Genomic DNA, 12,404 nt, shown 5'->3' on the forward strand with positions numbered 1-12,404 from the left:
ATAAAAATATACAAATGAACATATGATTTATTAAGAGGCAATTTAGTGGCTAGACGAAGATTTAATTCCTCCAAACACTTTCGTTCACAAGCAAGAGTTGTGTATATAAAGAAATTTCAAGAAGGAAAAGCAATTTATACAAATCCAGCAGGTTGTCTTGAAGATGGTTGGCAATGGGAAAGAAAGCCTGGGTTTTGGCCAGAGATGCCAGTAATTTTGAATGGGAACGGAGTTCCATGGGATCTGGGCAATGCTTACCTTCTTTGCCACCTAAACACTGCTCTTAGATCAAAAATGGAATCAATCAAGGATCGAGCAAAAAGCTTGTGTTTTTATCTAAAGTTCATTGAAGACGAAGATCTAGATTTACTTGAATTCCCAGCGCAAACGAGAAGACGACCAACCTATCTTTTCAGATATAAACTACAAGAACTTATTGATCTAGGAATGGCTCCAAGTACCGCAAGTAAACATGTCGGCCATGTCATTGCTTTTTATAGAGGTATACTCAACCACAATCTTGTAGATGAGTCTCGTATTGGATCTAGACCATTTAGAAGCTTTAAGAGGTATGTTCAGACTTTGAATAATGAGGGTTTATCTCGATTTAAAGAGGTCCAAACAACCGATATTTCTATCAAGGTTACAAAAGCAGAAACTCGGCCAGACAGAATAATGGATGGTGGAGAATTGCGCCCTCTATCCATAGCCGAGCAACAGGCAATAATGTGGGGCTTGGAGCGAAAGTATTGCTCAGTAGCAACCGAATTAATTATGCTGACTATGCTCAATACGGGAGCGCGGATTCAATCAGCATGTACCCTTCGTGTAGGCCACATTAAAGAGGCATATGACGAACTTAAACGTACTGGTAAAAGTTGGGTTTTTATTCATTCTCACAGAAGTAGATTCCCAATCGATACTAAGTTTGGAAAGCCTAATAACTTTAGGTTCCCCAAGACCCTTATTGAGAAATTGTTCGTCTATATAAATAGCGAACTAAACGCTAAAAGAATGAAAAGCAGCTTCTTCGGTTTGAGCGATGAAAATTATGTATTCTTAACAGAGCAATCTAATCCATTCTATTCCTCGCGAAGTGAGATCAGGAAGAGGCAAGATGAAGCTGCTCATTGGGTTGTCAATGCTCCTGCATTCAGTCCTCAAAACGGAAGCACTTTTCGGGCAAATATTCGCAATTTCATTGCTCGTGTAAGACAAGATCGGCCTGAACTTGATGAGTTTGCGCCGCACGACCTTAGAGCTACCTTTGGTATGAACATTGTTAGAAAGCTTGCCAACGATCCTGAAAAAAGATTCACAACAACTCATATGGAACTAGCTGTCAAAACCGCTCTTAACCATAACGATATTGCTACTTCTAGACTATATGTCAATTTTGACGAAACGCTGCTTAACGTTAATTCGATTAATGAAATGCATGAAGCTATTATTCTTGACGGATACAAAGTTCTCGAAGCTATCTACGGGGAGAATCGAGTTTGATGGAGTATCGTCCAGAAATAATCATCCACATTACAGACAAGATAACAGAAGTTCTGAAACCCGAAATGACAGTGCTTGAATTCGATATCGACAACTCATGCAGAACTTGTGATGTAGGAAGTTGGTGTTACTCAGTAAGGAGTAATGCAAGAAACCCTAACCATAAGAGCCGTTCTGTCGCTAAGGAATCTATCGTTAAAGACAGGCTAAAGTATGTCGAACGAATAATCGAAGGACTACGAGCTAGCACATACAATCAAGCTACTGTTTATAGCCATGCAGGCAAGATAGCCAGGTTTATTGATTTCGCTGATAGTAAAGGGATGTCGTTATCTAATGATAAGGATTGGATTGAGTCGGTATATAGCTATTATGAACATCTAGTATTGAGCACGCGTTTAGCTGACGGTACGGAAGGTAGTTTGAAAGAGCGCTCTGCTTCAGCTGAACTATCATCTACCAAAAAAGCATTGGCATGGGCCTTGGAGTTAACAGATAACGAGGTCAGCTTAAAGATACCTCATATTAAAGAAGGTAAGTCAGAATCTCTTCCAGGAGACGACTTAGAACGCAACCAATTTGTGCAAGTATTGCTTGCTATTTTTGAGCGCTTCACAGACATACTAATCAATGAAAAACCGTTTCCTTTTGTATTAGACTTAAGTCATTGGGGCTTTGGTAAACATGTTTTCTCAAGATCTAGTCACCTGAGCAAAGCTTCATATACAAAATCTTTTGTGAATGATGATGCTGGCATTGTATCTAGAGAAGAAGTGCGTGGTCGATATACAGATTGGCGAGAATGCGTTGGTGTAATGTCTGTTTACGATAACTGGATCAAACGCCTAGACAAGACCAATAGCCTAAATACAGACTTACAGCGAAAGTCGCTCTATAACTCTGCAACGTATTGCTACTATCTTGCATTTATTGGGATTGTAGGTACCAATAATGGTGTCACCTCTGCATTAAGATTAAGCTCTTGTGAGAAATCTGAGCCGATCAATTGTAAAGCGCCTAGAGGCTACAGTTTCACTGGGCTAAAGGTTAGAGCGGGTAATAAGACAGTTTACCCAACAATGGGGAAAGAGTTTTACCAATTCCACAAGAAATATGAAAAGCTTCGTCAGTGGGGAGAAATTGAATTCGATTTAGATGTTCAAAGAGTAGGATTTTTTAGAATCTCTGGAATCGGTAAATGCGCCCCTTTGAATAAAGTCTCCATTGATACTCTTAAAGAATGGCTAATAGGACATTTACCTAATGTTAAGTGGCATACCCCTAGAGAGCTAAGAAAAGGTGTTTCATGGTCTTTTTGGAATCTAAGTAATGGTGACATCAATACCGTTGCTTGGAAACTACAGAATGACGTGAAAACTACCCTCAAGAGCTATTCCAATCCACCGAAGATAGCTGGATTAAAAGAACTTTCTACATTCATGAACGAAATGTGGAATGAAGCAATAGATTCATCGAGAAGCGCCAAATACATTCCTGTACAGATAAATAACGGTCTACATAAAACGCCTGCTGGCCACTGTAATGCTAACGATTTATCTCAAGCTAAGCGTAGCGAAGGTTTTACCGACTCAGCACCCGAGCCAAACTGCAGTAGAAGCGAAACATGCTTTTTCTGTAGGCATTATGTTTTACATGCTGACGAAGAGGATATTCACCTTATAACTAGTTTAAAGGTATTGCTTCCATACGCGCAGAAACGCGCAGCAAACGAAGCTTCCTACGCCATTAAGTTTGCACCAATACTCTATAGAATTGATGAAATACTTGAAGAGCTAATAAAGCAATTTCCAGCTAAAAAATCTTTAGTTGATGATGCTATGAATAAAGTAAAGCAAGGAGATTTGTCAAAGCATTGGCAGAGTCATTTTGATCTACTAGCTGATTTGGAGGCATACTCGTGAATGTTCAACTAGTACCCTATGACACTATAGGGATTGCTCAGCATACTTCGCCTGATTCACTATCTACTGATGTTTCTACCCCTGATTCTAACCATGTTATAAGTCGGCGAAGAAACGGAGACATTCTGTCTGTTTTTGCTGATAATGTTTGGGATTTTTCTCTATACACGTCAAGACCAAATGCTCGTATATATTTCGAAAGTATATTTTCCGAAGATCATGGAGTCTTTGAAAGACAGAGTCCGCTCGCCAATTCTATCATTCAAGATTCTAAATTAATCATTCTAAATTTATGGTATCGAAGACAGCTATCAGTAAACAGCGTAATGGCGCTATGGATACAAATAAAATACTTAGCAAGATATGCTCTATCTTCTGGAATTAAGTTCGCAGATGTTTTAGGTAAAACCGAATTTATCGAATGTAGATTGGAAGGGGCGGAAAGTCGGTACCAAGAGTGGGTTAGGCTTGCAAGTCTATACAATCTGATTAAACACCTCTCGCAACTATCGCATCAGGTAAACGATTTCAACCTTATACCCTCTGTGGATTTAACTAAACTGGTAGCTGAACAAGCTCAGGAGCGCGTGGATGAAGCAATTAGAGAAAAAATCCAAACACCTGTCATTCCAATAAGGTTGCTCAGCGAGCTTATCGAACAAAGTACCGAGACCTGTTTTAAGTTTATGGAGGTCGTAACGGAAGTAGAGAAAGCCTGGGAACATTACGAAGTGACTAAGGAGAGAGCAGAAAAAGGGGAAATCAAATTCGGGAAATGGCGTAAGAGTAACGCTACTATCGCTCGACAGGTATGGAAATATATTAAAGAAACATATCCAGATATCGCTAACCTATTAGAAGAGTTACAAGTTGATAGCATTCAGGAATTAACAAACTATATTAGCTATATTCAAAAAACTTCAGCAGCTATGATTTCTCAATTTACTGGCATGAGGGTCTCTGAAGTACGAGCAATCCCTTTAAATAGCTATCGAAGGGTTACTTATGGGGAAGAAGTAATTTGCGGGTTTGATAGCTATACATTCAAGTTTGCTGGTAATTCTCCAAAGAAACAGTTCTGGGTTACGGCAGATCAAGCAGAACTTTACTATCAGTGCGCTCTTGCCAGTGCAAGGTTAATCTACAGGTTCTATTATTCGCTGAATATGGATTCTGTGAATCAAGATAAGTACCCTCTTTTTCCTAACCATAGTTCGAGGGTTGACAGCGAGACGCCTATATTTGTTGTGAACCCTCGGCCATTCAAAGAGGGATGGAGAGCCAGTACTAACAATACACTGCGTCGAGAGGCCTTTGTCATTACAAATGAAGACCTAGAAGAGATGCAGAGTTTCAACCCATGGGTCGACTTTTCTAAAAAAGGTATAGATGTCGGCAAGGAATTCCCTTTTGCATGGCACATGTATCGCCGTTCATTAGTTGTATATGCTGCTCGTGGAGGAGTATCAATTCCAGTAATTGCCAATCAACTCAAACATCCAATAGAAAAAATGACGGTTTATTATACTGATGGAAGTGCCTATGCGAATAATTTTGTAGAGAGAGGTACCAATCAGAATGAAGGATTATTCGATTTTATAAATGAACTTCAAGAAGAAGTTTTAACCATGAAGGTTGATGCTATTTGTAATGACATTTCTGATTATGAAGGAATCCTATTTGGTGGCGCAGGTGCAACTCTTCAGAGGCAAAAAAATAAAGGTATACTCCCTTCAATCTACGAAGACCGCGCTCTAACTGAGAAAGAAGTAAGATCAGGCAGACTATCATATCGGAGAACTGTAGTAGGAGGGTGCTCTTCCATAGAGCCTTGCGATAGAGTCGCATTTACCTCGATTCTTCCATGTATCGATTGTAGTGATGCTATTTTCAACGATGACACTGCCGAAATCATGGCTGATCAAATCGAAGTATGGAAAGAAGAAATCTCCATATACGGTGAAAAAAGTCCCTTTTCACTTCAGCGAGAAAAAGAAATATCTGTTGTAGAGCAACACCTTGCAGCACGAAACAATTTAATTCCTGTTAAGGAGATCATCGAGTGACTGAATTAAGAGGCGAAGCTTTATACTGGGAAGCTTTTGAACGACTGAAGTCTGGGAAAGCTCAGATCATTGATACTAATTCTCCTTCCTTTAAATTCACTAAAGATAATGTAGCGATTGAGGCGGGTAAGAAGAAAGGGTTTGTAAAACAGGAAAGATACCCTGATTTGTGTGATTCAATTGAAAATACTGAAAACACGAGATGTTCTGCCGCTAGTAGAGATCCAGAAAATTCCGATTCGATAAAGCTTATTACATCTCAAAAGAAGAAGGCAAATGCTCGATATTCAAAACTTAAGGCCGAACATGACCTCTGTTTGGAGAAGATGATGAATCTTCTTAGAGAGAATTTCGAGCTACGTAGAGAATTACAAGAATTAAAGAAATCTAGTATGCAATAAAGTGTATCGGCCTTACAATTTTAATATGTGTCGTGACTAAAGCTGACAACCCCACTATGGCTTATTGGTCCGCAAAGCTGCCGCTCGGTAGCCTTATTTTAGATAGAGATAAAACAGCCAGTTTGAATCTTGAACCCGCCACCTAAAACAATCTCTTCTCTCTTGCCTGTTTCAGTATTAACTTAAACGGCTATCTTTAAATGTCGTAGTGACCAAATCTCCCAATATTTGCTCGAAAATAAACTATTCTGACCCAATGATCCTAAGAATCATTTGTGTTTTTAAAGTGCTTGCCTAGTCATACGTTGGGTGAATCTATATTTGCGTGGGAGCAGTATCATATTTTTTGTTAAAGATTGACCTATGAACTGAGTAAATATTCAACAAATTGCGGCTGTTTTTGCTGAATGGTCGATTGCTGCCGCCAGACCAGCTGGATGTCTTTTGTTAGCGCATGATCCTCTAAAGGGATTGCACATAAACTTCCATGTTGCACCTCATCAACAACAGACGATGCAAATACCAGCGATATTCCTATGCCTGCCCGAACCGCCTGCTTAACGGCCTCTGTGCTGCCCAGTTGCATTGATACAGTGGGAAAATGCTGGCATTCCTGCAAGTAGTTTTTGAGTATCCTTCCTGTTCCGCTGCCAGATTCTCCGCCTAACAAATTCAGCCCGGACAATATTGATTTACTGATCGATGACAGTTTTGCAAGTGGATGATCTGGAGGCGTAATCAAGACTAATGCTTCAGTTTTCCAGATTTGAGATTCAAAACCAGCTTTACCTGGCCACCATTCCATCAAGGCGATATCGATTTCAGCATTTTCCAGTTTTTCGGCAACGACTGGGTTGCTGTCTATTACGATATCCAGTTTGTCATTTATAAACGCTTGTTTATGCCGGTAATTCTGCAGGTAAGGCTGCAACAGATAAATGCCGATATTTGAACTGGCTCCAATTCTCATGGAGGGTTGATTCACAGCCAGCAAGGCTCTGTCTTGTAGTCGCAACATGCTCTGCGCATACGGCAAAAGACGAAGGGCATATTCAGTCGGCTGGCAACCGCTACGCACACGATGAATCAAGGATACGCAGAGCGTTTCTTCCAGCTTCTGAATATGCTGCGAGATAGTTGGTTGGGCTAATCCCAGCTGCTCGGCAGCTGCCTGAAAACTGCGCTGCTCAATCACCATGATCAAACTTTTCAGCCAGATCAGATTGAGCATGCTATTTCCTTTTGTGCGGGTAATTGGTTGGCCGGATCCAATGGAGGCTCGCCGTTCAAAACCCTGAGAATATTTTCAGCCGCACGTGTTTCAATGGCTAACCTGACCTTGCTCACCGCTGAACCGATATGTGCCGTGAACAAGGTGTTGGGATGTGTTAATAAATTGGGATTGATTTCCTTTGGCCTGTCGAGACGTGCCCAGTCTTCCATTTCAAAAACATCACTGGCATATCCGGCTAAATGGCCGCTATTAAGCTTATCTAAAATGGCACTTTCATCAACAATAGACCCACGGCAGGGATTCACCAAAAATGAACCGGGCCGCATCTGCTGTAAACGTTGTGTATTTAAAAGATGTTGCGTTTGCGAGTTTAATGGCAGTGCCATAATCACGATATCGGCCTGAGCAAGGGCGTCGTCCAAAGACAAAAATTCAAGTTTTAATGCTGCTTGTTGTTCTGCATCCAGAGGCTGAGTGTCGGTATAGACTAAGGTTGCACCCCAACCGCTCAGCCTTTGTGCAATGGCCTGACCAATTGCACCCATGCCGATAATCGCAATAGTGGATCCTTCAATTCCCATTCCGTAAAACTGTGGAAGCCAGCCCTTAAAGTTTCCAATACGTACATGTTGATCCGCCGCCCGTATATGCCGAATTAATCCGACCATTAGGCCGATGGTTAATTCAGCTGTGGGTACTGTTAATAGGTCTGGTACAAAGGTCAGCCAGACATTGTGTTCAGTGCAGGCATCGACATCAAAATTATCATAGCCCTTTAATGCCGCACCAATGACCTTCAGTTGCGGGCAAGACTCTAAAAAAATGGTATCTACCCGATCCGGCATGAATACCATCAAGGCTTCTGCATCCTTCGCCCGTTTCATTGTATCGTTGCGTGATAAGCTGAACGGGGTCTGATTCGTGATCAACTCACAATGCGGTGCTAATATGGCCAACACCTCTTCATGTACTTTATGCGTAATTACCAATTTTGGTTTCATCGTTATCTCCTACTTGAATTTTTTGCGTAACAGGCCGCTCAAGGCATCGACCAATGTGACCATCAGCAGAATCACTAGCAGGATAGCCAATACTTCCTGATATTGCATAATGCGTAGTGAACCCATAAGTTCAAAACCGATACCGCCAGCGCCTACCATGCCCATGATTGTCGAAGCTCTGAAGTTATATTCCCAGCGATAAATTGCGACATCGGCAAACTGCGGCATCACTTGGGGAAGAATTGCGTGATAGAGCACCTGCATCGGTGAGGCACCAGCGGCACGGGCGGCTTCCACCGGAGCGTCATCCACGTGCTCAATCGCTTCGGCAAAGAATTTACCTACCATGCCGATGGAATGCAGCGCTAAAGCCAGCACACCGGGTAAGGCACCGAAGCCGACGGCAGCCACAAAAATAATCCCCATAATCAGTTCCGGAACGGATCGAAGGGCATTTAGAACGATGCGCGCCAGCTGAAAGATCACACCATGAGGTGAGGTATTACGCGCTGCCAGAAATGCCATAGGCACAGAAAATATAACTGCAATTGCGGTACCGGCAATACTCATTGCTAGCGTATCCAGCAAGGGTGAAAACCAGTTTTGAAGGTTGGTAAAGTCCGGTGGGAAAGACTCGCCAGCCAACGTTCCTATTGCAGGCAAGCCATTTGCCAAAATTTCGAAGTTCAGTACATTCACATACCAGGCTGCCAGCAGAACGATGACCAATAAGGTCACCACCTGCAGGGTTTTACGTTTCCAGTTCTTGCTGTAACTTTGCAGCACATCTGTTTGTGTAATCAGGTAGGTATTCATAAATCATCCTTACATCTTGGAAAAATCAAGATTCAGTAATTTACCCATAACACGTATCACGTCATAATCAGCATCGGTAATCGGTGCAAATCCCTCTGCTTTGAAATTCTTCAATATCTCTTTGTCATCCAGGCTGACAAACGCATCTTTAATTTTCACTTTGAGATCCTTATTAAGGTTGGAGCGCATTGCCCAGGGATATTGTGGATAAGGTTTGCTATAGCCCAAAACTTTAACTTTTGCCGGGTCAATGAGTTTACGTTCCACCACATACTTAAAAATCACCTCAGAGAGCCCGCCTGCATCTGCATTACCATTGGCCACATTGACAGCCACAGCATCATGCGAGCCGACGAAGTGTTGTTCGTAATCGGTTTTCGCTTCGATGCCGCCTTCCTCTAAAAGAACCGTTTTCGGGATGAGATGACTGGACGTTGAGGCGCGATCGCCATAGGCCATTTTTTTACCTTTAATGTCGGCATAGGAATCAATGCCTGACTCTGTATTGGCGATCAAAATGGAACGGTATGTCGGTACACCGTCGATTATCATTGCCGCAAACGGTTCAATATCGCTTTTTGATTTGGCCATCACATAAGACAGCGGGCCGAAATAGGCCAGATCAATACGGCCAAAGCGCATCGCTTCAATCATGGATGAATAATCGGTTGTGACTATTAATTCCACCTTTTTGTTTAACTTGGCTTCCAGATAATTTTTTAAGGGTTCATTGCGCTTGATTAGTTCGGAAGTGTTTTCATCCGGCAGCAAGGCGACTTTGAGCATATCCGGATCGGCATCTGCTGCCATACAGGGGCTTATGGCTGTCACCAGCAAGGTGGTGGCTAAGAGTATTTGTTTAAACAGTTTCATTTTGCTATCTCCAGTTGTGTTGCCGTTTTAGTGGGTAAATGTTGATAAGAAGAATTGGATTGCGTATCGGCGGTTTGTTTATCTTTTCTTTTGGGGTTGGCCGATTGTTGATAAATCAACTTGAGCTGTTTGTCATCGAGCTCTTGCGGAGCGGCATCAAACACCACTTGGGCTTGAGCTAAACCAATGATGCGATCGGCAAAACGTTTGGCATATTCAAGCTGATGCAATGAGACGATAGAGGTAATGCCGTCTTCGGCACAGATTTGTTTCAATTGAGACAAAATTTTTTCGGATGTGGATGGATCCAGGCTGGCGACAGGTTCATCCGCCAGAATAATACTCGGCTGCTGAGCCAAAGCTCGGGCAATACCTACTCGTTGTTGCTGGCCACCTGATAATTGATCGACCCGCACCAGGGCTTTGTCAGCAAGGCCAACGCGATCCAGACAATGCAATGCCAATTCAAGATCGGTTTTGGGTGGCGGCAATAAACTACGCCAGAATGAATGATATCCCAGTCGCCCCATGAGTACATTCTGCAGGGCTGTGTGACGCAGAATCAGTTGATGGTGCTGAAACACCATCGCGGTTTTGCGTCGATGCCGGCGCAGTATGCCTTGATTATCCAGTATTCCGAATTCAGCAGAAATCACTTTACCCGAGGTAGGTTTCACCAAATGATTCAGTGACCTCAATAAGGATGATTTTCCCGCACCTGATAAACCTAGCAGCACTGTGAATTCACCACGTTGAAAGTTGATTGAGGTTGCACGTAATGCTTCAATTCCGCCGGGATAGATTATGCCAAGATCGTCTGTGGACAGAATTGGCTGAGGTGAGTGGCTTAACGTCATATCATTACCTTTCGCAATAATTGTCACCGCTGTATTGCGGTTCACAATCGAATACTAAGGTTTGAATATGACAGAGAAATGAAGCTTAGATGACTATTTTATTTCATAGCTTGACTGACTGGAGTGAAAAAGAACTCACGGGGACAGTACTCTATATGGGGGGTTGAGCACAAAACTAACATTTTAAGAATGCAGGAATATTAATGACTCTTTGTTGAAATCGATCATTTTTGGTTGCACTAAATACCACTGGCATCGAGCACAAAGCGCTACCTATTAAATCCTCAGAAAACAGCGAGCAAGAAGGTTGGAAGTTAGCTAGTTTTTTTTCGGTTCATAATGATCGCTTTGCTCTTGAAGTAAGCTGTTTTTGGGTCAGTCAAACATGAACGCTTTTGAAGCAAAGCCTTAATTTTCCAGCACCCTAATTCATGACGATTAGGCCACGCTCTATTTAACCTTCAACGGCAGTTCATGGCACTAGGATGCCCAGAAGTCGACCTTCGAAAGAAATCTGATCAGACTTTTTTGCTCTTGTGCCTGTGAAGTCCGCAAAGTTGCCGTTCAGATACATTGTTTAGATAAGGACAAAACAGCCAGTTTGAAGGTTGGGTCAATAGTGGCTTATGGTCGAAAGAGACCAATTCGGGGACGCTAAAGACCAATGATTATGAACATTAACCACCCATTTTAATTAAAACTGATGATTTAGAGTTAAGAGAAAACACAGCAGTAGATGGCTCCAACCAGAGTTGATATTGAGTGACTACTCTTACTAATATTTTTCACCTTATCAGATGTTGACATGAGCTCCTCAACCAGAAGTTCGATATTCTATTTGTGCTACCCACTTATTCATTACCTTGCGCAACCATTTCGTTCATAGCCTATGCGCGTTGCTCTAGTTAAAGTGCCTGTTTTTCCGTTTGATCAAAGGTATTACGATAAACGGCAAACGAATTATCAGCTTCAATTTCAACCTCTTTTGTCGAGCTGGCTACTCTCCAAAGCGCTGTTTCTAAATGGTTACTTAAAAATTTTTGTCCTAGATTAATCATTCATTCTTCCTGTATAAATGAACTCTCCAAAATAATTTTGATAGAGCGCTTTTCGCTTTAGGAACATACGAACAAGTAAGACAATTTTTAGCTGACTTTCAGCTTGTGACAGTATTTCCTCAGAAGCGACATTTAATCACCACTTAACCCACTTGTAAGGTACTTCAAGCACCTTACAACCGTTATTTGGACGGATTAACCCCGTGCAGAACGTATCATCTGATCTACTCGTAACAAATTTCCAAGTGCAAACAGCACGGCGAGTTTGTTGTCATTTTTAGACAGGCCTTTGTAGACGACTTTGCGGAACCCAAACTGGCATTTCAGTATTCTAAACGGGTGCTCGACTTTCGCTCGGATACTCGCCTTTAAGTATTCCGTTCGGATCAGCTGCTTGTTGAGGCGGGGGTGCTTTTTCCAAGCACGTATCTTGCTGGGCATCTCAGCTACTAACCAATCGACATTCTTATCTTTTGTTTCTGTGCGCTTTTCTACGCCACGGTAGCCAGAGTCCGCCGATACAAATGACTCATTGCCATGAAGAAGTTCCGTCAACTGGTTTAAATCGTGATCATTGGCAGGCGTCGTGGTGAAGCTGTGAACTAACCCACGCTTTGCATCAACACCGATGTGAGCTTTCATGCCAAAGAACCATTGTTTTCCCTTTTGCGTT

General features: G+C 42.2%; 11 protein-coding genes. 4 read left to right on the forward strand and 7 right to left on the reverse strand.

Annotation, left to right across the window (positions count from 1 at the left end; all coding sequences use genetic code 11):
- Positions 1-45 precede the first annotated feature (45 nt).
- From BUA59_RS18950 to BUA59_RS18965, 4 genes are read left to right on the forward strand one after another with little or no spacing between them, the layout of a single operon-like run.
- On the forward strand, positions 46-1,503 hold the full coding sequence (locus BUA59_RS18950) for a site-specific integrase (protein WP_007146129.1): 1,458 nt from the start codon (positions 46-48) through the stop codon (positions 1,501-1,503).
- Positions 1,500-3,425, forward strand: a complete 1,926-nt coding sequence (locus tag BUA59_RS18955) for a hypothetical protein (RefSeq protein WP_139248925.1) — start codon at positions 1,500-1,502, stop codon at positions 3,423-3,425. Before BUA59_RS18950 ends, BUA59_RS18955 begins: the two co-directional genes overlap by 4 nt.
- Positions 3,422-5,491, forward strand: coding sequence for an integrase (locus BUA59_RS18960; RefSeq protein ID WP_014611288.1), 2,070 nt, complete (start codon positions 3,422-3,424; stop codon positions 5,489-5,491). The genes BUA59_RS18955 and BUA59_RS18960 overlap by 4 nt, the downstream gene beginning before the upstream one ends.
- Positions 5,488-5,892 (forward strand): hypothetical protein, encoded by a 405-nt coding sequence (locus BUA59_RS18965; RefSeq protein WP_014611287.1) that lies wholly within the window; start codon positions 5,488-5,490, stop codon positions 5,890-5,892. Before BUA59_RS18960 ends, BUA59_RS18965 begins: the two co-directional genes overlap by 4 nt.
- Positions 5,893-6,253: 361 nt before the next feature.
- On the opposite strand, the gene BUA59_RS18970 is transcribed toward BUA59_RS18965, so the two are convergent.
- The 7 genes from BUA59_RS18970 to BUA59_RS18995 form a co-directional block, all read right to left on the reverse strand.
- Positions 6,254-7,123: a LysR family transcriptional regulator gene (locus BUA59_RS18970; protein WP_007146136.1), complete on the reverse strand. Its 870-nt coding sequence runs from the start codon at positions 7,121-7,123 to the stop codon at positions 6,254-6,256.
- Positions 7,111-8,127: a phosphonate dehydrogenase gene (locus BUA59_RS18975; protein WP_007146137.1), complete on the reverse strand. Its 1,017-nt coding sequence runs from the start codon at positions 8,125-8,127 to the stop codon at positions 7,111-7,113. The genes BUA59_RS18970 and BUA59_RS18975 overlap by 13 nt, the downstream gene beginning before the upstream one ends.
- A gap of 9 nt (positions 8,128-8,136) precedes the next feature.
- Positions 8,137-8,943, reverse strand: coding sequence for a phosphonate ABC transporter, permease protein PhnE (phnE, locus tag BUA59_RS18980; RefSeq protein WP_007146138.1), 807 nt, complete (start codon positions 8,941-8,943; stop codon positions 8,137-8,139).
- 9 nt (positions 8,944-8,952) lie between these two features.
- Entirely contained in the window at positions 8,953-9,816 is an 864-nt protein-coding gene (phnD, locus tag BUA59_RS18985) for a phosphate/phosphite/phosphonate ABC transporter substrate-binding protein (RefSeq protein ID WP_072841237.1), read from the reverse strand.
- Positions 9,813-10,718 (reverse strand): phosphonate ABC transporter ATP-binding protein, encoded by a 906-nt coding sequence (gene phnC, locus BUA59_RS18990; protein WP_425435127.1) that lies wholly within the window; start codon positions 10,716-10,718, stop codon positions 9,813-9,815. The genes phnD and phnC overlap by 4 nt, the downstream gene beginning before the upstream one ends.
- 860 nt (positions 10,719-11,578) lie before the next feature.
- On the reverse strand, positions 11,579-11,731 hold the full coding sequence (locus tag BUA59_RS23930; RefSeq protein WP_007146141.1) for a hypothetical protein: 153 nt from the start codon (positions 11,729-11,731) through the stop codon (positions 11,579-11,581).
- A 195-nt stretch (positions 11,732-11,926) separates the two neighbouring features.
- On the reverse strand, positions 11,927-12,404 hold a 478-nt coding region (locus BUA59_RS18995), incomplete at its 5' end, for an IS5 family transposase (protein WP_139248927.1).

Source organism: Marinomonas polaris DSM 16579 (assembly GCF_900129155.1).
GTDB lineage: Bacteria > Pseudomonadota > Gammaproteobacteria > Pseudomonadales > Marinomonadaceae > Marinomonas > Marinomonas polaris.

Coding starts and splice junctions, on each gene's coding strand:
- phnE (WP_007146138.1), bottom strand. CDS start 8,943: ATGAATACCTACCTGATTACACAAACAGATGTGCTGCAAAGTTACAGC.
- phnD (WP_072841237.1), bottom strand. CDS start 9,816: ATGAAACTGTTTAAACAAATACTCTTAGCCACCACCTTGCTGGTGACA.
- BUA59_RS18970 (WP_007146136.1), bottom strand. CDS start 7,123: ATGCTCAATCTGATCTGGCTGAAAAGTTTGATCATGGTGATTGAGCAG.
- BUA59_RS23930 (WP_007146141.1), bottom strand. CDS start 11,731: ATGATTAATCTAGGACAAAAATTTTTAAGTAACCATTTAGAAACAGCG.
- BUA59_RS18975 (WP_007146137.1), bottom strand. CDS start 8,127: ATGAAACCAAAATTGGTAATTACGCATAAAGTACATGAAGAGGTGTTG.